Origin of the sequence: Nocardiopsis sp. FR4 (genome assembly GCF_009830945.1) — a bacterium.
Classification (GTDB): Bacteria; Actinomycetota; Actinomycetes; order Streptosporangiales; family Streptosporangiaceae; genus Nocardiopsis.
This window is the reverse complement of record NZ_VWVV01000004.1, coordinates 164,218-187,967: the sequence shown is the minus strand read 5'-3', so window position 1 is coordinate 187,967 and position 23,750 is coordinate 164,218. Positions and strand designations below refer to the sequence as shown.

The 23,750-nt window shown below is 71.8% G+C and carries 21 protein-coding genes; 14 read left to right on the top strand and 7 right to left on the bottom strand.

Going from position 1 to position 23,750, the window contains the following annotated elements:
* The first annotated feature begins 51 nt into the window (after window positions 1–51).
* Genes FYW95_RS07250 through FYW95_RS28065 form a run of 3 tightly spaced genes read left to right on the top strand, consistent with a single transcriptional unit; the run spans window position 52 to window position 4,164 of the window.
* Window positions 52–1,362 (top strand): nucleotide sugar dehydrogenase, encoded by a 1,311-nt coding sequence (locus FYW95_RS07250; RefSeq protein WP_236567717.1) that lies wholly within the window; start codon window positions 52–54, stop codon window positions 1,360–1,362.
* A complete protein-coding gene (locus FYW95_RS07245) occupies window positions 1,359–2,408 on the top strand; it encodes an NAD-dependent epimerase/dehydratase family protein (RefSeq protein ID WP_159941977.1) in 1,050 nt (349 codons plus the stop codon). The genes FYW95_RS07250 and FYW95_RS07245 overlap by 4 nt, the downstream gene beginning before the upstream one ends.
* On the top strand, window positions 2,398–4,164 hold the full coding sequence (locus tag FYW95_RS28065) for an ABC transporter substrate-binding protein (RefSeq protein WP_159941978.1): 1,767 nt from the start codon (window positions 2,398–2,400) through the stop codon (window positions 4,162–4,164). The genes FYW95_RS07245 and FYW95_RS28065 overlap by 11 nt, the downstream gene beginning before the upstream one ends.
* Here FYW95_RS28065 and FYW95_RS07235 read toward each other — a convergent pair.
* The 4 genes from FYW95_RS07235 to FYW95_RS07220 form a co-directional block, all read right to left on the bottom strand.
* Window positions 4,113–5,828 carry an ABC transporter substrate-binding protein gene (locus FYW95_RS07235; protein WP_160050189.1) on the bottom strand — a complete coding sequence of 572 codons (1,716 nt, stop codon included), beginning with the start codon at window positions 5,826–5,828 and terminating at the stop codon, window positions 4,113–4,115. The two genes, FYW95_RS28065 and FYW95_RS07235, sit on opposite strands and share 52 nt — an antisense overlap.
* Before the next feature lie 18 nt (window positions 5,829–5,846).
* Entirely contained in the window at window positions 5,847–7,172 is a 1,326-nt protein-coding gene (locus FYW95_RS07230) for an aminotransferase class V-fold PLP-dependent enzyme (RefSeq protein ID WP_201294744.1), read from the bottom strand.
* A 112-nt stretch (window positions 7,173–7,284) separates the two neighbouring features.
* Window positions 7,285–8,700 carry an NDP-hexose 2,3-dehydratase family protein gene (locus FYW95_RS07225; protein ID WP_159941981.1) on the bottom strand — a complete coding sequence of 472 codons (1,416 nt, stop codon included), beginning with the start codon at window positions 8,698–8,700 and terminating at the stop codon, window positions 7,285–7,287.
* Between the two features lie 127 nt (window positions 8,701–8,827).
* Window positions 8,828–9,832: a methyltransferase gene (locus FYW95_RS07220; RefSeq protein ID WP_159941982.1), complete on the bottom strand. Its 1,005-nt coding sequence runs from the start codon at window positions 9,830–9,832 to the stop codon at window positions 8,828–8,830.
* 202 nt (window positions 9,833–10,034) lie between these two features.
* On the opposite strand from FYW95_RS07220, the gene FYW95_RS07215 reads away from it, so the two are divergent.
* The 6 genes from FYW95_RS07215 (at window position 10,035) to FYW95_RS07190 (ending at window position 16,262) form a co-directional block, all read left to right on the top strand.
* On the top strand, window positions 10,035–10,694 hold the full coding sequence (locus tag FYW95_RS07215; protein WP_159941983.1) for an NHL repeat-containing protein: 660 nt from the start codon (window positions 10,035–10,037) through the stop codon (window positions 10,692–10,694).
* Window positions 10,691–11,962 carry an ATP-grasp domain-containing protein gene (locus FYW95_RS07210; RefSeq protein ID WP_159941984.1) on the top strand — a complete coding sequence of 424 codons (1,272 nt, stop codon included), beginning with the start codon at window positions 10,691–10,693 and terminating at the stop codon, window positions 11,960–11,962. The genes FYW95_RS07215 and FYW95_RS07210 overlap by 4 nt, the downstream gene beginning before the upstream one ends.
* 205 nt (window positions 11,963–12,167) lie before the next feature.
* A complete protein-coding gene (locus FYW95_RS07205; RefSeq protein ID WP_159941985.1) occupies window positions 12,168–13,364 on the top strand; it encodes a DUF6004 family protein in 1,197 nt (398 codons plus the stop codon).
* 64 nt (window positions 13,365–13,428) lie between these two features.
* Window positions 13,429–14,322, top strand: a complete 894-nt coding sequence (locus tag FYW95_RS07200; protein WP_159941986.1) for a 50S ribosomal protein L11 methyltransferase — start codon at window positions 13,429–13,431, stop codon at window positions 14,320–14,322.
* On the top strand, window positions 14,319–14,978 hold the full coding sequence (locus FYW95_RS07195) for an NHL repeat-containing protein (protein ID WP_159941987.1): 660 nt from the start codon (window positions 14,319–14,321) through the stop codon (window positions 14,976–14,978). Before FYW95_RS07200 ends, FYW95_RS07195 begins: the two co-directional genes overlap by 4 nt.
* A gap of 9 nt (window positions 14,979–14,987) precedes the next feature.
* Window positions 14,988–16,262 (top strand): ABC1 kinase family protein, encoded by a 1,275-nt coding sequence (locus FYW95_RS07190; protein WP_201294743.1) that lies wholly within the window; start codon window positions 14,988–14,990, stop codon window positions 16,260–16,262.
* Window positions 16,263–16,298: 36 nt separating this feature from the next.
* Here the strand turns inward: FYW95_RS07190 and FYW95_RS07185 are convergent, their stop codons facing one another.
* Complete coding sequence (locus FYW95_RS07185) at window positions 16,299–17,228, bottom strand: homocysteine S-methyltransferase family protein (protein WP_159941988.1); 930 nt, start codon at window positions 17,226–17,228, stop codon at window positions 16,299–16,301.
* 286 nt (window positions 17,229–17,514) lie between these two features.
* Between FYW95_RS07185 and FYW95_RS07180 the strand changes: the two genes are divergently transcribed.
* Complete coding sequence (locus FYW95_RS07180; RefSeq protein WP_201294742.1) at window positions 17,515–18,213, top strand: DUF899 family protein; 699 nt, start codon at window positions 17,515–17,517, stop codon at window positions 18,211–18,213.
* A 57-nt stretch (window positions 18,214–18,270) separates the two neighbouring features.
* Here FYW95_RS07180 and FYW95_RS07175 read toward each other — a convergent pair whose 3' ends face one another.
* Together FYW95_RS07175 and FYW95_RS07170 are read right to left on the bottom strand one after the other, a co-directional pair.
* Window positions 18,271–18,681, bottom strand: coding sequence for an ArsR/SmtB family transcription factor (locus tag FYW95_RS07175; RefSeq protein WP_159941990.1), 411 nt, complete (start codon window positions 18,679–18,681; stop codon window positions 18,271–18,273).
* Window positions 18,682–18,711: 30 nt separating this feature from the next.
* On the bottom strand, window positions 18,712–19,989 hold the full coding sequence (locus FYW95_RS07170) for a macrolide family glycosyltransferase (protein WP_159941991.1): 1,278 nt from the start codon (window positions 19,987–19,989) through the stop codon (window positions 18,712–18,714).
* A 304-nt stretch (window positions 19,990–20,293) separates the two neighbouring features.
* Between FYW95_RS07170 and FYW95_RS07165 the strand changes: the two genes are divergently transcribed.
* The 4 genes from FYW95_RS07165 to FYW95_RS07150 all read left to right on the top strand — a co-directional run bounded on the left by FYW95_RS07165 (window position 20,294) and on the right by FYW95_RS07150 (window position 23,685).
* Window positions 20,294–21,277 (top strand): ATP-binding cassette domain-containing protein, encoded by a 984-nt coding sequence (locus FYW95_RS07165; protein ID WP_159941992.1) that lies wholly within the window; start codon window positions 20,294–20,296, stop codon window positions 21,275–21,277.
* Window positions 21,274–22,116: an ABC transporter permease gene (locus tag FYW95_RS07160; protein ID WP_159941993.1), complete on the top strand. Its 843-nt coding sequence runs from the start codon at window positions 21,274–21,276 to the stop codon at window positions 22,114–22,116. The genes FYW95_RS07165 and FYW95_RS07160 overlap by 4 nt, the downstream gene beginning before the upstream one ends.
* A gap of 113 nt (window positions 22,117–22,229) precedes the next feature.
* On the top strand, window positions 22,230–22,982 hold the full coding sequence (locus tag FYW95_RS07155) for a class I SAM-dependent methyltransferase (RefSeq protein ID WP_159941994.1): 753 nt from the start codon (window positions 22,230–22,232) through the stop codon (window positions 22,980–22,982).
* A 106-nt stretch (window positions 22,983–23,088) separates the two neighbouring features.
* The gene (locus tag FYW95_RS07150; RefSeq protein ID WP_159941995.1) at window positions 23,089–23,685 is read left to right on the top strand and encodes an SRPBCC family protein; all 597 of its coding nucleotides are present in this window, start codon (window positions 23,089–23,091) and stop codon (window positions 23,683–23,685) included.
* Window positions 23,686–23,750 lie beyond the last annotated feature (65 nt).

Here is a 23,750-nt window from a genome sequence, read left to right as displayed (position 1 = left end):
AAGGCGGCCATGCGGTTCTTGCCCGATGACCGAAGTCCGAGAGTGGCGATCGTGGGGTTCGGCTACGTCGGCTGCTGCCTCGGCGTGGCCCTGGCCGAGCGCGGGACCGCCGTGGTCGGTGTGGAGAGCGACCCCGGCCTCGTCGAGGAGCTGCGGGCGGGGAGGTGCCACGTGCCCGAGCCCGGCGTCGCGGAGGCGCTCAGCCGGCTCGCCGGCTCGGAGCTCCTGTCCTTCACCACCGACTACGACGTCCTCCTGGACGCCGATGTCGTGGTGATCGCCGTGGGCACCCCCGTCGACGAGCACGGCACCTTGGTGACCGACCAGCTGGAGGGGGTCTGCTGGCAGATCGCGCAGAGGCTTCGCCCGGGGCAGCTGGTCATCGTCAAGAGCACGGTGGTCCCGGGGACGACCAGGACGCTCGTGGCCCCGCTGCTGGAGCAGAGCGGCCTTGCGCAGGAGGCGGACTTCGGCCTCGTCTGCTGCCCGGAGCGGCTCGCGGAGGGGGAGGCCCTCACGCAGCTGGGCGAACTGACGGTCCTCGTCGGGGGCGACGGACCGGAGGGCACCGCCGCCGCGGTCCGCTTCTGGGAGCGGACGCTCTCCGTCCCCACTCGCAGGCTGGGCAGCAGCGACGCCGCCGAGACCGTCAAGCTCGCCACCAACTGGTGGATCGACGCCAACATCGCGGTGGCCAACGAACTGGCACGTTTTTGCGCCGTGTTCGACGTCGACGTCATGGACGTCATCGGCGCCGCGAACTCCCTGCCCAAGGGGGACGGCAGCGTCAACATCCTGCGGCCCGGCATCGGCGTGGGCGGGGCGTGCCTGACGAAGGACCCGTGGATGGCCTGGAAGGTCGCGCTGGACCGCGGGGTGCGGCTGCGGACGGTCAGCACGGCCCGCGAGGTCAACGACGCGATGCCCGGCTACACCGCCCAGACGATCCTCGACGAACTCGTCAAGATCGGCAGGGACCCGGCGGCGGCGACGGTCGCCGTACTGGGGGTGGCGTTCAAGGGCGGTACCGGGGACCTGCGCAACACCCCGGTCCGGGGCGTGGTGGAGCGCCTGCGCTCGGCCGGGGCGAAGACGCGGATGTTCGATCCGCTGGCCGATCCGGGACTGGTGCGCGCCCAGCTCGGCGACACGGTGGCGGACACCCTGGAGGAGGCGGTGCGCGGCGCCGACGCCGTGGCCTTCCTCGCCGGGCACCCGCAGTGGGGGGAGATCACTCCGGAGGGACTGCGGAGCCTGGCCTCGGATCCTTGTCTGGTCTTCGACGGGCGCGCCCACTTCACGGCCGACGCCGTCGACCGGCTCCGCGGGCTGGGGCTCCACTACCGGGGGGTGGGCCGATGACCCCGCGCAGGTCCCTGGTCACCGGAGGGTTCGGCTTCATCGGCGGACACCTGGTGGAGCGGCTGCTCCGGCGCGGTGACGACGTCGTCGTGGTCGACCCGGCCCCCGCGCCCCCGGACCTCCGCGACGACCGGGCCGCGGTGCGCCACGTCCCGTGCGACGTACGGGACGCGGAGGCCCTCCGCCTCGTGGACGTCACCGGGGTCGACGAGGTCTACCACCTCTCCTCCCTGGTCGGGGTCGACCGGTACCTCAGCGATCCGCTCGACGTGGTCGACACCTCCGTACTGGGCACACGCAACGTCCTGGACCTGGCCCGCCGGGCGCGGGCCAAGCTCGTGCTCGCCAGCACCAGCGAGGTCTACGGCAAGAACCCGGTCGCACCCTGGGCCGAGGACGCCGACCGGGTGCTGGGCAGCACGGCCGCCGACCGGTGGTCCTACTCCTCGAGCAAGGCCGTGGCCGAGCACCTCGCCCTCGCCTACGCGCACCGGTTCGGGCTCCGCCTCTCGATCGTCCGCTACTTCAACGTCTACGGCCCCCGCCAGCGCCCCGCCTACGTGATCAGCAGAACGCTGCACCGCCTGCTGCGCGGGGAGCGGCCGCTCCTCTACGACGGGGGAGAGCAGACGAGGTGCTTCACCTACGTGGACGACGCGGTGGAGGCCACCCTCCTGACGGGCGGGAGCGGGGCGGCGGACGGGGAGGTCCTCAACATCGGCAGCGACCAGGAGTGGACGATGGCCGAGGCGGTCGACCTCGTCCGCTCCGCGGTCGGGTCCGACGCGGAGCCGGTCGTCCTCCGCACCCGCAGCGCCTTCGGGGAGGCCTACGAGGACATCCCGCGCCGTGTGCCGGACGTCTCCAAGGCGCGAAGGATCCTGGGCTGGCGGTGGGGCGTCCCGCTCGGCGCGGGCGTCGCCAGGACCGTCGCATGGGCGCACCGCAGCCCCTGGTGGGCCGCGGCGGAACCGCCGGGCGGCTGCCCGGGCGGGAACGCGGAGACGAACCGGGCGACTGGAAGGACGGACGGACATGTCCGCTGAACCCCGCAGCGGTGGAACGCTGCGCTACTTCGGTCCGGGGGGCATGGACCACGTCGACCCCTCCTGCGCCTACTACGCCTTCTCCCACCAGATCATCCGGCTGTTCGCCCGGCAGCTGTTCAGCTATCCGACCGCCCTGGACCGGTCCGCGCTCACACCGGTACCCGACGTCGCGCGGGAGATGCCCACGGTGGGCAACGGCGGGCTCAGCCGGGACGGGCGCACCTACACCATCCGCCTGCGCCGGGGGGTGCTCTGGGACACGGACCCGGTCAGGGAGGTCACGGCCGCCGACTTCGTCCGCGGGCTCAAACGGCTCTGCAACCCGGTCGCCGGCTCGGGGGCCCTGGCCTACTTCACCAGTACGGTCGACGGAATGGCGGAGTTCGCCGAGGGCTACCGCCGCGCGGTCGGCACCGGACCCGCCACCGCGGGCGACCTCGCCCGCTACCAGAACACGAACGAGGTCCGCGGTCTGCGCGCGGTCGACGACAGGACGCTCGTCATCGAGCTCCTGCGCCCCGCGAACGACCTGGTCAACATCCTCGCCACCCTGTTCGCCTCCGCCGCTCCCGCCGAGTACGACGCCTTCCTGCCCGACAGCCCGGAGTTCGTCGCCGGGGTCCGCTCGAACGGCCCCTACCGGCTGACGAGCTACGAACGGGGCTCCCGGCTCACGATGGAACGCAACCCGGTCTGGAGCCGGGACACCGACCCCCTGCGCCACCAGTACGTCGACGGGATCGACGTGCGGATGAGCCGGGTCACCGACGACGAGGTGCGGCGCGCGGTCCAGGAGGGGCGGGCCGACCTGTCCTGGGGGGCGCCCGTGATCAACCCCGACCGCGTCGTGCCCGACGCCGACCGGCGCGTCGGATACGCCATGAACCCCTACCTGGTCTTCAACATGCGCAGCCCCAACGAGCGGGGAGCGGTCCGGGACCTGCGGGTCCGCCGCGCGATCGCCTACGCGATCGACAAGGCCGCGATGGTGCGGCTCCTCGACGACATGGACCTGGGCACCGTCACGGAGACCGCGAGCACCGCCATACCGCCCGGGAACATCGGGTACCGCCCCTACGACCGCTATCCCACGCCCGGGCACCGCGGCTCGCCCGAGCGCAGCCGCCGACTGCTCCGTGAGGCGGGCCGCGGCGGCCTCACCCTGCGGGTCCTGTACCGGGAGGAGACCCCCCACCGGGACGTCGGGGAACGCCTCGCCGCCGATCTGGCGGCGGTGGGCATCGACACGGACCTGCGGATGGTCCGCCACGCTGACGAGTACTACCGCATCCTCCAGGACCCCTCCAGGGCGGAGGCCGGGGAGTGGGACCTGACCGCCGCCGCCTGGACCCCGGACTGGTTCGGCAACAACGGGCGGACGTGCGTCCAGCCGCTCTTCCAGTCGCACTTCGCCGTCGGCACGGCCAACTACGGCGGGTACAGGAGCGCCGAGGTGGACCGCCTGATCGAGGAGGCCCTCGCGGCCCGCAGCCCGGAGCGGGCGGACGAACTCTGGCACCGGGTGGACCGCCGGGTCATGGAGGACGCCGCCATCGTCCCGATCCTCGTGTGCGAGCCGACCATCCCCCACATCATGAGCGACCGCGTGCGCAACGCCATACCCCTTCCGCACGTGGACCGCTGGTACGACGCGAGCCACATCTGGCTGGACCCGCCGGACGGGCCCGCGCCGCGCACCGGTCAGCCCTCGTCCGGGGCCTCGGAGGAGAGCCGCAGGGTGGCCAGGTCGTAGGAGAAGCCGAGGCTGGGCATCCCGACGGCCTCCCGTACGCGCGCCCCGCGTAGACGGGGCGCCGCGGGCGTCTGGAACAGCAGCGGGACGACCGGGAGGTCCTCCAGTACGCGGTCCTCGACGTCCGACCACGCGGTCTCGCGCCGCTTCGGGTCCGCCACCGCCTCCAGCGCCCGCTCGATGAGCGCGTCGACCTCCGGGTTCGCGTACCCGCCCAGGTTCCATCCCCCCGGCGGGCCGTCGCACAGCGGTTGGAGGAAGGCCCTGGCGTTGTGGTGGAACCAGCCGGGCGACCACGACGAGGCGGCGATGTCCCAGCCGCGGTCCCGCCCGTCCCCCGTCCCGCGGAGCGCGCGCCGCAGGGAGTCGGGGTCCAGGGCGCGGAGCCGTACCGAGACACCCGCCTTCTCCAGGTCGGCGGCGTAGGACCGCGCCATGGCGGTGTCGGTCTCGCCGTCCGGATGGACCACTGTCAGGCGCAGGCTGCCGTCCACCCCCGCCTCGGCGAGCAGGGCCCTGGCGCCGTCGGTGTCGCCGCCGGCGTCCGCAGCCGGAGGCCGACCGGGGTCCCTCGCCGCGTCGTTGCCCGGGGGCACGATCGAGTCCGCCACCCGGACCGCGGTCCCCGCGCCCGACCCGGCCGCGATCCTGGCGAGTGCGCCCTTGTCGATGGCGCGCGCGACGGCCCGCCTGACCCTGACGTCGTCCAAGGGCCCGCCCCCCGGCGAGTCCAGGTTGAAGACCAGGTACGGGTCGAGCGAGTAGCCGAGCCGGTGTCCGGGTGAGCTGGGCGGCTCCGTCCGGGGTTCGGCCAGGGACACCCCCCAGGGCAGGTCCGCGGCGCCGGACCGGACGAGTTCGGTGACGCGCGCGTTCCCGCTGCGCTCCACCGTGACCTCTACGGCGTCCACGTTCTGTTCGCGTACGGGGTCGGAGTCCCCGTTCCAGACCGGGTTGCGCTCCAGGCGCAGGAAGGCGCCCGGTTCGTGGGCGGCGACCCGGTACGGGCCGTTGGAGCGCGTGTCGAGAAGCGTGTCCCCGCCTCCGGGCACGAAGGCGTCGTACTCCTCCGGCGCGGCGGCCGCGCACGGCAGGGCGAGGATATCGATCGCGTCGAGCGCGGGGCGCACGAGTTCGATCACGAGGGTCTCGTCGTCGAGCGCGAACACACCGGGGATGCCGTGGGTGTTCTGGAAGTCGCTGAAGGCGCGGGGGTCGGAGGTTTCGCGGCCCACGCTGGCGGCGTACTCCGCGCAGAAGTCCGCCATGCCCCTGATGGTGCTGGTGAAGTAGCTGATCGCCGCGGGCCTGGCCACGGGGTTGCACATCCGCTTCAGGCCGCGCACTACGTCGTGCGCGGTCACCGCGCGCGGCGGGGCGGTGTCCCACATGACCCCGGGGCGCAGGTGGACCACGTAGCAGGTGTGGCTCGCCCCCAGCCCCGCGTTGTAGGTGGAGGGGACCGCGGCGGCGAGGTCGGGGACCGGTTCGAGGGCCCGCCAGTCGTCCGGATCCCCGACCGGCGCGTAGGTGAACAGCTGCCGGGAGAACAGCCGCCGGATCTGGTCCGCCGGGGACTGGTGCGCGCAGACCGGGTCCAGCGGGGGGATCCCGGCGGGGCCGCGCAGCCGCAGAGTGGGGCCGGGGAGTGCGTCGTCGCTCATGTCCTTCGTCCTCATCGTTCAGGAGATCTCGCGCGCCAGCGCGGCCATGGTGCCGACCGCCCTGTCGATCTCGTCGTGTCCGTTGAACAGGTGGGTGCACAGGCGCGCGGCGTAGTGCTGGTGGGGGGAACCCGGTACGTCGAACTCCGTCCACCGAATCCAGATCCGGTGCTCGGACTCCAGGCGGTCCACGAAGGTGATGAACTTCTTGATGTTCCACGCGTCCTCGCGTGCGCGGAAGGGGTTGAAGGCGATCAGCGGGGAGCGCAGGCGGGGGTCGGAGGAGGGTGAGTAGAGGGACTCCCAGCCGAAGTGCTCCACCAGTCTGCTCCGCGCGTACTCGGCCAGCTCACGCACCCGGAGTTCGATGCGGTCGCGGCCGATCTCGTCCCACAGCTCGCACGCCCTGGCCAGGGCCGCGCCCTTGGCGATGTTGGCGCTCCCCGCGCTCTGGAGGTAGTCGCCCATGTTGTAGCTCTCCACCGACGTCGTCGTCCTCGGAGGGGGACTGCCGATCATCGGGTACCAGGTGGAGATGACGGGCCAGAAGGTCGGCAGGGGAAGCGGGTTGTACTCGGGGTGCACCTTGTTGCGCACGTAGAGCAGTCCGGTCCCGAGCGGACCGCACTGGAACTTCGACCCCGAGCAGGAGATGAAGTCGGCGCCGTACGCCCGCAGGTCGCAGTCGAGCATGCCCGGGAGCAGGGCTCCGTCGATGACGGTGATGAGACCGTGCCGGTGGGCCAGCTCGCACAGTTCCCGGACGGGCATCATGGTGCCGGTGAACAGGGTGATCGCAGCGAAGGCGAGGACTTTCGTCCGCGGGGTGATCTGCCTCTCGAAGAGCTCGACGATCTCCTCGGCGCGCACGTCGGGGCCCGACGGGGGTGTGACCGTCCTGATCGTCAGCCCGTGCCGGTTCCGGACCAGGTTGAAGTTCGACAGCACCGAGTAGCACTCGTGGCTGGTGGTGACGACCTCGTCGCCGTCCCCCAGGTCCAGTCCGTGGATGACCCTGGCCACGCCCTCCGTGGCGTTGTGGCAGATGACCATCTCGTCCTGGTCGACGCCGAAGGCGCGCCCGATGTTGGCACGGTGCTCGGTGTACATGGCGGGCGGGTAGACGTTCATGAGTCCCCCGGTCCACTCGCGGGTCACCCGGTCGTTGACCTCCAGCACCTCGTGCGGCATGGCGCCGACGGTTCCGGTGTTGAGGTGGGTGCAGTCGCGGTCCAGCGCGAACAGGTCTCGTATCTGGTCCCAGGAGGCGTTCCGGAGCCCTCCCTCGGGACGGCGTGTGCCGGGCGACGGATCCGGCCGGTCCGGTCCTGCTGTGGAAACCACGCTCTCTCTCCTCCGTGGTCGCAACGGGCGCGGCGGTACCGCGCCGGTGTCTGTCGTGATGGTGCGGTCTCGTCCACCGGGCCGGCCGGGCCCCGCCCGGCGCTCGTCCCCCTCAGGCGTGCGCGCGCAGCGCGTTGAGGACGAGGAGCAGGCTCCGGGCCTCGATGTTGACGTGGTGGCTGCGCCGGATCAGCCGGGAGAGCTGCCGAGCGGTCAACCAGGCGTAGTCCGGCGGAAGGACGTACGGCAGCGGAGCGGTGTTCTCCACGATGAGGTGACGCGTGACCGCGTGGTGGAAGCGCCCGCCCTCCTCGGACTGCTCGACGTCGTAGTGGACACGGGTGTGCGGGGAGTGCAGCACGTGGTCGAGGAAGGCGGGGCGCCGCTCAGCGGGCAGGCCGGCGAAGTTGTCGGGTGTGCACTGCACCGTCGGGCCGATCTCGACCGTGTCCCGGTAACCGGGCCTGAGGTCGGCGTGGACCAGTACGTGGGCCGTCCCCGCCACCCGTTGGACGACGAACGCGGTCAGCCCGGTGCCGCGGGGGGCCAGCAGGGGCTGGCTCCAGCTCGTGACCTCCCTGCTCGTGGCCGCCACGTCCACGCCGAGAATGCTGAAGAACCTGCCGGACTCGTGGCGGATCTCGCCGTCGGCGCGCCTCCACCCCCCGACGTCGTCCAGGGGGATCGGCTCCGCGCGCAGGTAGTAGGCGGACTTGCGTTCGGCCACCCACTCCTCGACCTCGCCGTGGGTGTGGAGCGACTGCTGGTCCGAAGCGGCGAAGGAGCGCTCCACCTCCCCGGGGAAGCCCTCCCCGGCGCGGCGGGGAGGCAGGTCGGGCAGACAGGACAGCACCGTCCGGGTGTCCATGTTCACCAGGTGGGGCTGGTGCAGCGCGTCGAGGATGTCGCCGAGGGTCAGCCAGGCGAAGTCCTCGTGCCCGTCCACGTCGGCGGTCGTCTCCACCACGATGTTGCGGTTGCGCTTGCCGTGGAACCAGGACCCCTGCTCGGACTGCAGGAGGTCCACGAGGACGCGGGCCTTCCCCGGTTCGGTGAAGTACTCCAGGTGGCGGGGCCGCGCCCCCCGGTGGGTGCGCAGGTAGTTGCTGGACGTGGCCTGCACGGTGGGGGACAGCTGGACCGTGTTGATGTTGCCGGGTTCCATCTTGGCCTGCATGAGGAAGTGCAGGACCCCGTCGATCTCCTTGGCCAACAGGCCGAGGATCGCGACGTCGGACTGGCGGATGATCGGCTGCTGCCAGCGCGGCAGGGGGCCGTAGTCCGTCTCCACGTCCAGGCCCTCCACGGTGAAGAACCTGCCGCTGTCGTGCACGAGGTTGCCCGATCCGGGCGCGAAGCCCCACCCGCGCAGGCCCTCCAGCGGTGCCCGCTCGACGCGGAAGGAGCCGCTGCGGCGCCGTGCGGCCAGCCAGGCCGCGATCCCCCCGCGGGCGGAGGGCCGCGACCCGGCCGATACCGCCAGCCGCTCGGACAGCGGTGTTCTCCCGGTCTCGGTGTCCGTCCGCATGCACCCTCCCGTCGGGTCGGCTGCCCCGGCCCGGGCGAAGGCGCCGGCAGCGATTGTGTCGCCGTACATTTACTTTAAATAGATATATCTTTTTTGGGGGGCTCATACAAGGGCGAGCCGGCGGGCGTCACGCGGGCACCCCCTCGGCCACGGACATGACCGAGGGGGTGCCGATCACCCTGGACAGGCGCAGGCCCGCCGCGGTGAACAGCGGTTCCAGTTCGGCCTCGCTGCGCTCCTGACCGGTGAGGGCGGCCAGCATCATGAGGTCCATGGCCTTGCTCTGGTGCATGCCGCCGCCCGGCGGGATGACGGCGTCCACGACCAGGACGCGCCCGCCGGGTGCCATGGCCCTGCGGCAGTTCTCCAGGATGCGCACGCTCCGTTCGTCGTCCCAGTTGTGCAGGATGCGCTTGAGCAGGTAGACGTCCGCAGGGGGCACCTCCTCGAAGAAGTCGCCGCCGAGGGCGCGCCAGCGCCCCTCCAGGTCCGGGGCCGCCTCCAGGCGGCCGGTGTCCACGGCCTCCGGGCGGTCGAAGAGCACGCCGCGCAGTCCCGGGCGCCCGCGCAGGACCGGGACGAGCAGGCTGCCGTTGCGTCCGCCGACGTCGACGACGGTGCCGTTCTCGGGAAGCTCACAGGCCCGTGCCACGAGGTCGTTCTCGGCGTCGGAGACGGTCGCCATGCCCTCGCGGTACAGGCCGTCGACGGCCGGGTCGGCGTCGAGGTACTCGGGCAGGGAGCGTCCGAAGAAGCGCGCGAACCGCGGGTGGGGGTCACGCGTGCTCGCCGGGAGTTCGTGCGTCATCGTCCAGAACATGGTGTCGGTGAACATCAGGATGCCGGGGACCGCGCAGACGGCGGCGTCGCCGCGCAGCGAGCGCCCCCGGTCCGTCAGGGAGAAGCGGTCCCCCGGGTGCTCCCGGAACACGTCCCGGGAGGCGAGCAGCCGCAGTACGCGCCGCAGGGCGTCGGGGCGCGTCCCCGTCGCCTCGGCCAGCTCCCCGACGGGCCTGGGCTCCGCGTGGATGTGGTCGGCGACCCGGACCGCTGCCGCCGTCCGCAGGGCCGCGGAGTACGTGTAGGCCATCGCCTCCTCGTAGAGGAAGAGCGCGGAGTCGCAGTCGTCCATGGACCTTCTCCCATCGTGGGTCGGCCCGGGCGGGCCGCGTCGGCGCACCCGCGTTCTGCGGGTTGACTTCGGTAACCGGCTTTACAACTATACTTATATGAAGTTCTCTTTTTCTGGTCTCTTCACCGGCGGGGAGCGGGCGGGGCGTACCCCTCCCCGGGCACCGCGTCCGGGGGGGCCGGCACCGAACGGAGCGGACGCCATGACGACACAGCACACCGACGGCGGGCCGGTGGTCGCCTCCCTGCCCGTGCCGGGGACCTACCTGTGCGGACTGACCTGGGACGGCGGGCGGTTCTGGCACTCCGACCAGCGGGCGGGGGAGCTCTACGCCCTCGACCCGGCCGACGGCCGGGTCCTCGCGCGTCACAGCTGTCCCGGGGCCCGTGCGGACCTGGCCTTCGTCGACGGCCTGGTCTGCCAGGTCGGGGAGCGGCCCAAGAGGCTGCTGCTGATCGACCCGGGCACCGGCGAGGTGACGGGACGCAAGGCCGTCCGCCCCTCCAACGGTCGCCTGTGCGGCACCGAGGCCGGACCCGAGGGTGTGTGGATGTGTCTCCGCAGGCCTCCCGTGGTCCAGTTGCGGGACTTCGCCACCATGACGGTCCTACGGGAGTTCCCCGTCGAGGGGAATCCGTCGGGGCTCACCTACGCGGACGGGACCGTCTTCTACAGCGACTACGAGGAGAAGGTCATCCGCGGGTACGACGTCCTGACGGAGCGGAAGGTCTTCAGCGCCCCGGCTGTGGGCAATCCCACCGGGATGGCGTGGGACGGGCGGCTGCTGTGGTACTGCGACTTCCCGGGGAGGGCGCTGCGCGCGATCCTGCCCGGAACGGCGCGGAACGGGGACCGGGGATGAGCGGCGCCGCGGCGGGGACGGGTGGCCGGCCGACGATCCTGCTGGTGGGCGTCGTCTTCGAGCACTACCGGGGGTACCTGCTGCGCAGCGTCGCCCGGGTGGCGGATGTGTGGCTGCTCGCCGAGCGCGAGACCACCTGGGAGGACGAGTACCTCGTCGGCAGCACCGTGGTCGACACCTCCGACGCGCCGGCCCTGATCGCGGCGGCGCGCCGGGTCGCCCGGAGGCGCCCGGTCGGCGGAGTGCTGTGCTGGGACGAGCTGAAGATGGAGAACAGCGCCCGGATCGCCGCGGACCTGGGGCTTCCGGGCGTGTCCGCGGACGTGGTCGACCGGTGCCGTGACAAGTACAGGACCCGTGTGCTGCTCGGGGCCGCGGGCGTCCCCCAGCCGAGGTCGGCCCTCCTCCTCTCCCCCCAGCACGCGGCCCGCGCCGCCCCGCGCATCGGCTTCCCGGTCGTCTTCAAGCCCCGGGCGCTGGGCGCGAGTATGGGGGTGGTGCGGGCCGACTCCGCCGAGGAGGTGGAGGGCGCCTACGCGCACGCCCGTGCCGCGCACGTCCCGATAGCGCGGCACTACGAGGCGGGCGTGCTCGTCGAGCAGTGCGTCGAGGGACCCGAGATCAGCGTCGACTCCGCCTGTGTGAACGGGCGGGTGCTCCCCCTGTTCGTCGCGCGCAAGCAGAGCGGTTTCCCGCCCTACTTCGAGGAGACCGGCCACACGGTGGACGGGGCCGACCCCCTGCTCTCGGACCCGGGCCTGCGCGACGTGCTCGGGCGCGCGCACCGGGCCCTGGGCTTCACCACCGGCATGACACACACGGAGCTGCGCCGCGGCCCGAACGGGGAATGGCGGGTCATCGAGGTCAACTGCCGGCTGGGGGGCGACCTCATCCCCTTCCTCGGTGAGGCCGCCACCGGTATCGACGCCGCCAGGATCGCGGCCGAGATCGCGCTCGGAAGAGAGCCGGAGCCGGCACCCCTCCGCCGAAGGGCCGCCGGGGTGCGCTTCCTCTACCCGGACCGGGCACTGACCGTGGAGCGCGTCGTGGTCAGGCGCTCGTCCCTGCCCTCCTCCGTCGTGCTCGCGACCCCGACCGTCCCTCCCGGCGCGCGGGTGGCGCCCCCTCCGGAGGGCCACGTCTGGGGGCGCTACGCCCTGGTGGTCGCGGTGGAGCCGACCGTGCGCGGCTGCCGGGAGGCGCTCAGCACCGCGGCCGAGGCGTTCGAGCTCCGCGCCGTGAGGGAGGAACGGGTCCGGGCGGGCTGAACTCCCCCTCACAGCGCCCCGCGGGCGGCCACCGCCGTGGCCGCCCGCTTCGTGCTGCCCGGAACGGCACGGACCCCTCTTACCGCCGGGTGAGAACAGTCTTCCGGTACGGGGGTGAGTGTTGACCATTACTTGAAAAAAATATAGTTTCTGAAGCCGATGCACTCCGCTGCCGATCGGCGGCGCATCGAGTAGGAGGTCCTCAATGGCCATGGAAAACTACGAATCCCTGGATCTGGCCCCGAAGCCGATCCGACCGCACATCCTGGCCGCCGCGACCATCGTCTACGGCGATGACTACTACGGCGGCAAGCGGGAGACCATCAACCTCTCCGGCTTCGTCCAGATGAACAAGTGGCCCATGCCGGGCTTCGAGCACCGCGTGGACGCCAAGGGGCACGCGGAGTTCGACACCGAGCTGATCAGCGCGCCCGAGGTGGGCATCAAGGGATTCAGCTACGAGCTGAACGACAGGATCCAGATCCTCTCGAACCCGATGCTGCCGAACACCGGGCACGTGCGGCAGATCGCACCGGGCACCAACTTCCCCGCCGAGTTCCACATCCGCCGCTTCGGCATCCTGGAGACCAGCACCATGCGGCTGGTGCACCGCAACGTCATCGACATCTACGGTGTCGTCGACTCGGTGCCGCCCTTCCAGAAGCCGCTGGGCCGGCCCTACCTGGGCTACCCGCGCGGCGACCAGCAGATGGAGCTCGTCCAGTCCCCGGGCGTGGTGCGGGGCACCACGCTGCCCGAGGCCTGGTACCCCTCGACCGACGACAACCAGCCGATCGGCACGACTCCGACGGTCTTCTTCGCCGACAGCCCCGCCGCCTGCATGTCCATGCTGGTCGACCCCTCGATGATCATGCAGGTCTCGATGGAGGGCCAGCTGGAGCTGGAGGTCGACGGCCGGACGGTCCGGGTGGAGCTCGCCGGCGACCACAAGCTGGCCGCGGGAGCCGAGATCCTCCTCTTCGGCCCGGAGAAGCACGACGAGGGCACCGGAGTCCTCGCCCAGCTGGCCAGGACGGCCCTGGTCGGCCACTGCGAGGAGCTCGGCGGCAGGGTCATGCTGCGGGCCAGCTGGCCCCGTCCCTCCGGGGGCAGCCTGGGTGACGGTACCGAGAGCAGCCTCAGCGGTGTCCGCTACCCCGGCGACCTGCACATCGACGCCGAGTTCGAGCTCGTCACCCCTCGCGGCGTCCTGTACGCCGCGAACCCGGTGCACGTCTCCGGAAAGCTCTCCGACCTCGACCCGGAGGGCACGGAGCTGACCATGGTCGGCTCCGACGCCGCGCTCCTCACCACGGAGGACGAGGCCAAGGCCCGCCTGAGCGGGCTCCGGCTCGTCATGCGTGAGGCTGTCGTCGGCGAGCACGCCGCCGTCAACATCTGATCCCGTGGCAGCCCGCCCCTTCCGGCCCCACGGGGCCGGAAGGGGCCCGTCGACAGGAGGCCCGGTGGACGGCCGGACACTGCTGATGCACCAGGTGATGCTCTCCGACGGGGAGCGGTTGCGCGCCTACGACCTGGCCCTGCGGGAGTCGATCAACCCCGGGGACGTGGTCGCCGACCTCGGCGCGGGCATGCTCGCCCTGAGCTTCCTGGCCCTGCGACACGGGGCGGGGCACGTGTTCGCGGTGGAGGGCGACCCGGACACCGCGGCCATGGCCGCGCGCATCGCCGAGAGCAACGGACTCGCGGACCGGCTCACCGTCGTCCGGGGCGACGCCCGCAAGGTACGGCTGCCGGTCCCGGCGGACGTGGTGGTGGGCGAGCTGATGGGCAACCTGGGCCCTGAGGAGGAGATGCCCGAGACGTTCGCCGAGTTCGCGGCGGACAACCTCGCGGAGGGAGGGCGCGTCGTCCCGGGGAGGCTCACCACCGACCTCACGGCGATCCAGTTCGACGGGGAGGGCTGGGGCGTCTGGTCGGAGGACTTCCTCGGTTACGACCTGAGGGCGGTCCAGGAGCACGCGGCTCCGGGGCCGCAACTGCACTTCTTCCAGCGCGACCCGCTGCCGCTGAGCCGCAGCGTGCCCGCGGTCACGGCCGACCTGGGGGCCAAGGCCCCGTCCGCCTCCGGCGAGGTGCACGAGCTGCCGATCACCCGCCCCGGCACGCTGCACGCCGTCATGGGATCGTTCACCGCGGCGTTCACACCCGGTGTGAGCCTGTCGAACTTCCCGTCCTACCCCGGCTGCAACTGGGCCGTGTGGATTTGGCCCCTGCGCCACACCGCCGTGGCCCCGGGGGACGTGCTCGGCGTGAGGCTGCACCGGCCGGAGTCGGTACGTGACGTCGCCGAGTGGCGGCTGGACTGCGGAATCGTCCGCCGGAAGGAGAGGACATGACCATCCTGGCCGGTATCGTCCGGGATCTGCCGGTCAACGCGCTGACCCCGTGCGGTCTGACCTGGTTCGGCCAGTTCCTGTGGTTCTCCGAGGGCTTCACCCGGCGCATCAGCGCGGTGGACCCGCACACCGGGCAGGTCATCCACCAGATCTCCTGCGACGACATCAGCACCGACCTCACCACGGTCCGGGGAGCACTGCTCCAGATCGTGGGGGAGGAGGACCGGCTGCGCCTGCTGGACCCGGGAACCGGGGCCACCCTGGACGAGGCGCCCAACCCCCGCCCGGGCCACTCCGTGTCCGGTATCGAGGCCGGCCGCGACGGCCTCTGGATGAGCTACGGGGACCTCGGCGTCCTCGACTTCCGCTCGCTCGACGACCTCTCGCTGGTGGAGAGTGTGCCGGTGGGCGGACGCCCCACCGGTGTGACGGTCTCCGACGGCTACGTCACCTACGCCGACCAGCGCCGCGGGCGTCTGACCCTGCTGGACGCAGGCGGCCACCACGAACGCGTCACCGTCTCCGTGTGGGGGCGCCCGAGCGCCCTCACCTGGGACGGGAGGCTCCACTGGTACTGCGATTACGACACACTGCAGCTGCGTGCGGTCGAACTGCCGGGCTTCCGGCGCTCGGCGGGCCGCGGCGCCGGACGCTGAGGGGAACCTGTGGCACACGGATTCGAGGACCTGCTCCGGGCGGTGCGGGTGGTCGCCACCGCGGCGGTCGCGGTCCCGGCGGCGCTGGTGGAGGGAGCGGCCGCCGCCGCGGTCGCGGGCCGCGGGAGCGGCCGCCGGAGGTTCAACCGGCGGATGGTCGGGCTGCTGGTGAGGCTGGGTCCGGCGTTCGTGAAGGTGGGCCAGGTCCTCGGAACCCGCCGGGACGTGCTCTCGCCCTCCCTCTGCGACGAGCTCGCCCGCCTCCAGGACGACGTCGCCCCACTGGACGAGGCGCGCAGCGAGAGGGTCCTGCGCGACATCTACGGGGACGACCTGCGGGTCCTGTTCCGCGACGTCGACTTCCGACCGGTCGCCGGAGGCAGCATCGCCTGCGTCTACCGCGCGGTCAGCGAGTCCGGCGGCGCGGTCGCGCTCAAGGTCCAGCGTCCCGGGATCGCCGCCGTCATGGAGCGCGACCTCCGGCTCATGCGCCGGGGGTCGGCGCTTGCCGCCCGGCTGCCCCTCCTCTCCGGGATGCCGGTCGTCCAGGTCGTGGGCCAGGTCACCGAGGCCGTCCTGGGCCAACTGGACTTCCCCCGGGAAGCGGAGGCGCTCCAGCGGCTGCGGCGCGACCTCGCCGCCGTGCGGCGCGTCCGCGCCCCGAGGGTGCACGCGGAGCTGTGCCGACCGCGCTGCATCGTGATGGAGTTCGTCCCGGACCTCGACATCCGTACGGCCGAGCGGTGCCCGCCAGTACTGCGCAGGCGCTTCGCCGAGTCCGCTCTGGAGGCCATCTACCGGATGCTGTTCGTCGACGGTTTCGTCCACTGCGACCTGCACCGGGGCAACCTGTACTTCACGGAGGCGGGCGAGGTGGTCGTGCTCGACGCCGGGTTCAGCGTCCAGCTGTCGGACCGCCTGCGCCGGCTCTTCGCGGAGTTCTTCATGAACATGGCGGTCGGGCGCGGTACCCGCTGCGCCGAGATCGTCGTGGAGAGCTCCTCCGGGCTGGGGGAGGACGCCGACCTGGAGGGCTTCACGGCGCTCATGGCGGACCTGGTCCACCGCAGCCACGGGCTCCCGGCGCGTGAGTTCAGCCTGATCGCCTTCGCCACCGAGATGTTCGACCTCCAGCGCAGACACGGGGTGCACGCCGCCCCGGAGCTCGTCTTCCCGCTGCTCTCGCTGCTGGTCATCGAGGGGACCATCCGGGACCTGCATCCCGGCATCGACTTCCAGGAGACGGCCAAGCCGATGCTGAACAAGGGGCTCTTCTCCGCCTGAGCCCCGGGCCCGTCCCGGGCCCGGGGCCGGGCCCGCTCAGCCCGCCGCGCCGCGGGCGGCGGCAGCGGGCTCCCCGCGCAGCGCGCGCCCCAGGGCCGCGGTGTGCGCGGGAGACGTTCCGCAGCAGCCCCCGAGGAGCGCGAGTCCGAACTCCCCGTGCCAGCGCGTCAGGGTGTCGGCGAAGGCGGCGGGTGTGACCGCGGTCGGCAGGGGCCCCTCGCCCGGAGGCGTCCCGGGGCGGCGGTCCTCGATGTTCGGGTAGGCGCCGATCGCGCCTGAGAACGACGCGCGCAGAGAACGCAGGGCGGTCTCGGTGCGTCCGACATCGGTGCAGTTGACGCAGACCAGTTCGGCCCCGGCCTCCCCGACCGCCTCGGCCGCGGCGGCCAGGGGCTCGCCGGACAGCAGCGCGGCGCCGTCCCCGCAGACGAACCCGACCCACGGCACGCCGCCCACCGCGACGACCTCCTCCACCGCGATCCGGGCCTCCCTCACCGTGTTCATCGTCTCCACGAGGAAGGTCCGGATCCCGCAGCGCCTGAGCTCGGTGGCCAGCCAGCGGTGCTCCGCGCGCAGACGGTCGTCGTCGGAGGGGACCGCGTCGGGGCGGTAGCAGTCCTCGACGGGGCCGATGGACCCGACCACCTCCGCGTCCGGACGATCCCTCGCCGCGGCCTCGGCGGCTCCCACCGCCGCGTGGACCATCCACGCCATCCCGGCGCTCGGATCGAAGCCCAGCCTGTCCAGGGCCCGGAGGTTGCACCGGAAGGTGTTGGCGGTGAGCACGTCCGCCCCGGCGGTCAGGAAGTCCCCGTGGATCCGCTTGAGCCGCTCGCGCTTGGCCCCCACCATGAGGGGCTTGTTGGTCCACCAGGGTTCTGCCACCGGTTCGCCGGAGCGCGCGAGCTCGGTGGCCAGGCCGCCGTCGAGGAGACGCGGTGCTCCCGGGTGTGGAGGACGGGTCATGTCCCCTCCTTCGCTTCCTCGGGGGCGAACGGCACCCCGAACCGAATCATAAATTTAAAAATATATACTAAAATCGTAGCATGCGGACGCCTGGGGTGTCAGGGGGAACATGCGGCGGACCTCCCCGGCGGGACCGGAAAGCGGCCCGGGAACGCCGGGAAGTTGGTATCTTCCCCTATCCGGGCTGCGGGTCGGCGTGACTGTCGTCAGCCTGCCGCGGCGAGGCCTTGCCGGTACCGGAAAGACAAGCCAGCCGACCGGGCGTCAGAGGGACTCTGGAGGGTTCGTGGATGAGGACAACGACATCGTGCTGTGGCCGTCCGGAGCCGGCCCCGAGTACGTGGCCGCGCGCCGCGCGCTGCTGGAGCGGGAGCGGGAGCTGTCCCGCCTCGCCGAGAGCGTGGCCGCGGCCCGGCGGGAACTGCCGCGGGGCGCGAGCGCGGACGGGTACGTCTTCGAGGAGGGGTCGGCCGACCTGTCCCGCGAGGGCGGGATCGTCACCACCCCTCTGGCCGACCTCTTCGGCCGCCACGACACGCTCGTCGTCTACCACCTGATGTTCGAGCCGGGGAGCGGGCAGGCGTGCCCCATGTGTTCGATGTGGGTCGACGGTTTCCGGGGTGTCGCGGCCCACCTGGAACAGCACACGGCCTTCGCGGTCGTGGCCAAGGCGGGAGCGGCCGAGCTGCGCCGCTGGGGCGCGCTCCGCGGCTGGGACGGCCTGCGGCTGCTGTCCAGCCGACACTCCACCTTCAACCGCGACTTCGGAGCGGAGACGCGGGAGGGCGCCCAGGCTCCTGGGGTGTCCGTCTTCGTGAGGGAGGACGGTGCGGTGCGCCACTTCTACAGCGCCCGTCCGGAGCTCTCGCGAACGCTGACGGAGCGGGGTATCGACCTGCTCTCCCCCGTCTGGCAGGTCCTGGACCTCCTGCCGGGCGGGCGCGGCCAGTGGTACGCGAGCAACTCCTACACCGAGGAGGGCTGAGCGGCCGCCGGGGCGCGACCGGTGCCCGCCAGGCGGCCGCGGCGGTCCCGCGGGGCCCTACTCCTCCCCTCCGTGGTCCTCCCGCCGCGCGGCGTCCTCGGAGGAGGGCACCGCCGCGTCGGGGTCGGAGGACTCACGCCGCAGGCGGCGTTCGCGTGCTCCGCGGGTCAGTTCGGTCCCGAGCGCGTCGAGCCGCTGGTTCCAGAACTTCCTGTAGCGTTCCAGCCACATGTCGACGTCCTTAAGCGGAGAGGGGTCAACGGCGTAGAGTCGTTGGGCCCCGGCGGCGCGAACGGTCGTGAAACCGTTCTCCCTGAGGACCCGCAGGTGTTGGGACACGGCGGGCTGCGAGATCCCGAACTCCTCCTGGATGACCGCGCCGACCTTGCCCGCCGCCAGTTCGCCGTCGGCCAGCAGGTCGAGGATGCGGCGGCGGACCGGGTCGCCGAGTACGTCGAAAGCATGCACGGCTCCAGTCTAGCAACGGGCTTATATAAGTCAACGCTGATATTGAGGGGGGGTCGGGGGGCGACCGGCGGTTTCCGGGGCGAGGGGGCGGTTCCGGGGGGTGCCCCCGCCCCGGGCCAGGTGCCGCTCCACGGCGTCGGCCGCGCGTACCGCACCTCCCGAGGCGGCGATGTCCGCGCGCATGGAGGCGACCCGCTCCGCCACGCCGGTGTCTCCGGCCAACCGCAGGACGGCGCGGGCGATGCCCGGGGCGTTCACCTGGTCCGCCTCCAGGCGGTGGCCGAGCCCCAGTTCGACGACGCGGTCAGCCGAGGGGCGGGCCTCCGTGGCGAAGTGCGGGACCACGAGGAGGGGGCACCCCCAGCGGAGGGAGTCCATGGCCGCGCCCGTCGTTCCCTGGGTCACGAAGGCGGACGCGTGGGGGAGGACCTCCTCGAACGGAAGCCAGGCGTGCACCTCCGTGCCGGGCGGGAGGTCGCCCAGCAGCGCCGGGTCGAGGAACTGCCCGATCACCAGGACCACGTGCCACCCGGTGTCCGCGAGGGCGTGGGCGCACGCGCGGAAGAACTCCGGGTGCTCGTTGAACTGGTTGCCCAGGGAGACCAGGAGCACCGGCGCTCCGTTCTCCGGCGGGCGCCAGCCGGACGGCTCGGTCACGGGCGGCTCCGAGGGGCCGACGAAGACGAACCGGTCATCGAAGGTCTCGGCGGCTATCTGGAACGACCGGGGGATGAAGACGACGTTCAGGTCCTCGATCTCGTCCCAGAACTCCCTGATGGACACGTCCCCCCGGCCGGACTCCGCGAGGACCTCCCGCATGACCGGGACGAACGCCTCGACCTCGGCGGGGTGGCGGAAGCCGTTGCCGCGCCAGAGGTCCTCGTAGACGGAGTAGTGCTCGTTGGCGGCGAAGATCGGCGACAGCCGCACCGCGGGACACCGCCACCTCCCCGCGAGCAGCCTGCCCGCGATGAAGGGGAAGACGTCGTAGAGCAGGAGGTCGGGGGGCGAGCCGTCGCCCGCGGCCTCCGCCGCGCGGAGGATCGCCAGGTTCTCCTGGAGGTGGAGCAGGTGCATCCGGGTCTCGGCGTCGCTCTCCTCCACGACGTCCGGGACGTGGACCTCGTCGAAGACGGACGTGTAGGGGACCGGGTCGGCCCCGGCCGACCGCACGTCCTCGGCGAACATCCCGCCGGTCACGTAGGTGACCTCGTGGCCCCGGCGGACCAGTTCCCGGACCAGGCCGAGCGACGGGTGGACGTGGCCGTGTCCCTGGACACTGACGCACATGATGTGGCGCGATCGCATGTCTTCCCTCGCATGGTGGCGTCGAGGTCCTGTTGGGGACCACGCCCAAAATAACTATAAAAATCTGTAGTGTATAGGGGTGTACTGTTTGTCGTGGAGACGTCGCTCCGCGTATCCGCACGTGCTCTTCGCGTTCAATGTAGCATTGACTTATATAAGCCAAAGCTTCTATTGTGGTCCATGAGCACAGGGGTGCCATCAGGGCGCCATCCCGCCGGACCCGCGACCCCGGCGCGGTCGACGCGACCGCGCCGCGGGGAAGGGTGCGGGCCGCTCCACCCCACCACCCCAGAGGAGGAAGGCCATGACTTCGGACTCGGGCCCGGCCATCGAGGCCGTGGACCTGGTGAAGGGCTTCGGCTCCCGACGCGCGGTCGACGGGCTGAACATGAACGTGCCGCGCGGTGTCGTCTACGGCCTGCTCGGGCCCAACGGCGCGGGCAAGACGACGACGGTCCGGCTCCTCAGCACGCTCGCGCGGCCGGACTCCGGCACCGCCCGGGTGCTGGGGCACGACGTCGTCGCCGAGGCCGACTCCGTCCGCTCCCGTGTGAGCCTGACCGGCCAGTCGACCACCGTGGACGAGGAGCTGACCGGCAGGGAGAACCTGGTGCTGGCGGCGCTGCTCCGGGGCTTCCGGCGGGGCGCGGCGCGGCGGAGGGCGGACCAGCTCGTCGAGGCGTTCGACCTCGCCGACGCCGCAGACCGGCTGCTGCGCACCTACTCCGGCGGGGAGAAGCGGCGCATCGACATCGCGGCCAGTATCGTGACCACCCCCGACCTGCTCTTCCTGGACGAGCCGACCACCGGCCTCGATCCGCGCAGCCGCAGCCAGGTCTGGGACATCGTCCGGGCGATGGTCGAGGCCGGGACCACGGTCCTGCTCACCACGCAGAACCTGGAGGAGGCCGACCGCCTGGCGCACTTCATCGCCCTCATCGACGGGGGCAGGGTGGTCGCGAAGGGGACTCCGGCGGAGATCAAGGAGGCCGCGGGGGAGGCCACCCTGCGCCTCGGCCTCCGCGACCCGTTGCGGCGCGAGGACGCCGAGGCCCTGCTGGCGCGCCACTTCGGAGTCGACTCGACCTGGGATCCGGGGACGGGGAGGCTGTCCGTGCCGATATCCGAGCCCGACCGGGCCGCGCTGGCCATCACCGAACTGTCGCGCGCGGGTGTGGAGGTGAGCGAGTTCACCGCTGACCAGCCGAGTCTGGACGAGGCGTTCCTCGCCATGACCGGACACAGGACCACCACCGTCGGTTCCGAGGAAGAGGAGGCCCTCCGATGAGCGCTCCTGCCGCACCCGTCAACGACCTCGACCGCTCCTCGCTGCGCGAGGTGCTGATCGGTTCCGAGCGCCCGAGCCGCGCGGGGCGCACGGCCGCGTCCCTGGCCTTCGCCTGGCGGGCGCTGCTGAAGATCAAGCACGTACCCGACCAGCTCAGCGACGCGATCATCTTCCCGATCATGTTCACGCTGCTGTTCACGTACCTGTTCGGCGGCGCGGTGTCGGGTTCCCCGGCGGACTACCTCCAGTATTTCCTGCCCGGCGTCGTCGTCCTGGCCGTGGCGCTCACGAGCATGTACACCGGTATCACGCTCAACCAGGACATGGCCAAGGGGACGTTCGACCGGTTCCGGTCGCTGCCCGTCTGGAGGCCGTCGGTCCTGGTGGGCTCCATGCTGGGCGACGTCGTCCGGTACGCCGTCGCCTCGGCCGTGCCCGTGCTCCTCGGCCTGCTGCTCGGTTTCCGCCCCGAGGGCGGGCTGGTGGGCGTACTCCTGGCCCTGCTCTTCCTCCAGCTCTTCACCTTCAGCCTGGCGTGGGTGTGGACGCTGTTCGGGGTCATGATGCGCACGCCGACCGCCGTGCAGGGGGCGACCTTCCCGCTCCAGTTCATCCTGGTCTTCGGCAGCAACATCCTCGTCGACCCGTCCACCATGCCGTCCTGGCTGGAGCCGGTGGTCTCGGCCAACCCCGTGAGCCACGCCGCCACGGTCGTGCGCGGTCTCATGCACGGTTCGGCCACACCGGGAGAGCTGGTCAGCGGGTTCGCGGCGTGCGCGGTCCTGATCCTGCTCTTCGCGCCGCCGACGATGTACTTCTACAACCGCAAACAACGCTGAGTACGCACCTGGAACTACATAAAGACGTAGTGTAGTGTGCCGTCGAGTCTGCCCTGGCCGTCCGCCCGGGATTCCCGCGCGAGGACTCCCCGGGTGCGGAAGAAGGAGGAGCGATGTCCCCGTCCCGCCCCGTCGAGGCCTTCGGCCCGGAGCACGCCGACGTCTATGAGTGCATGTACCGGGCACGGGGCAAGGACTGGGAGGCCGAGGCGGAGGACGTGGCCCGGCGCGTGCGCTCGGCCGCACCCGGCTCCTCCTCCCTGCTCGACGTGGGATGCGGGGCCGGAGCGCACCTGGAGGTCCTCTCCGGGCTGTTCGACCACACCGAGGGCCTGGAGCCCGCCGAGGCGATGCGGGACAGGGCGCGCCGGCGGCTGCCGTCGGTACCGGTCCACGCCGGGGACATGCGGGACTTCGACCTCGGCCGCCTCTTCGACGCCGTCACGTGCCTGTTCACCTCTGTGAACTACGTACGGAGCGTCGCTGAGCTGAGGGATGCGGTGCGGCGGATGGCCGCCCACCTGGTGCCCGGCGGGGTGCTCATCGTCGAACCCTGGTGGTTTCCCGAGCGCTTCCTCGACGGCCATGTCGCGGGGGACCTCGTGCGCCGGGACGGCCGGACCATCGCCCGTGTGTCGCACTCGACCCGGGCCGGCCGCGCGACCCGGCTGGAGGCCCACTGGGTCGTCGCCGAAGCCTCGGGGGTCCGGGCGTTCACGGAGACGGAGTACCTGATGATGTTCACGGAGGGCGAGTACCGCGAGGCGTTCACCAGCGCCGGGTGCGAGGTCGACTTCCACGAGGGGTGGCTGACCGGGCGGGGCCTGTTCGTGGGCGTCCGGGGACAGGGTCGGGTCCGCACCTAGTATTAGCCTTGCCTTATATAAGGCTGGATTGCATAATTGTCAGCGACATGGCGGCGGCCGCCGAGGCGGCCGCCGACCGTCCACAGGAAAGGAATGGGGGAGAGAGATGACCGAGGCCGCCAGCTCTTCTGCGGAGACCCACCGGGAAGTGGGGCGCCGGACCATCGACGCGGGGGAGGCCCACACCGCGCTGATCCGTCGTACCTATGACGCGCCCGTGCAGGACGTCTGGAACGCCTGCACCGATCCGAAACGGATCAACCGGTGGTTCATGGAACCGACGGGGGACTTCCGGGAAGGGGGCCACTTCGCCCTGGAGGGCAACGCCAGCGGCAAGATCCTGCGGTGCGAGGAGCCCAGCCTCCTCGCGCTCACGTGGGAGTACGGAGACGATCCCGTCGCGTACGTGGAACTGCGCCTGTCCGAGGCCGGGGGCGGTGGCACCGTGCTCGAACTCGAGCACGCCTCTGTGAGCGACTCCTTCCTGGTCAACAACCCGGAGACGGGGGACTGGGGCGTGGGTGTCGGCTGGGAGATGCCGCTGGACTTCCTGGAGAGCTACCTCAAGGGGGAGACCCCGGACGCGCCGACGTCGGAGTGGTTCGAGTTCACCCCCGAGCTGGAGAAGCGCGCCGCGGAGCGCGGCGCCCTCTGGGCCCGGGAGGTCGAGATCGCCTACTCGCGCTCCCTCAAGGGCGCCTAGTTCGGTCCGCGCCGGAGCCGCCGGGGCTCCGGCGCGATGCGTCTCCGAGGGGCGTCGTTCAAGTT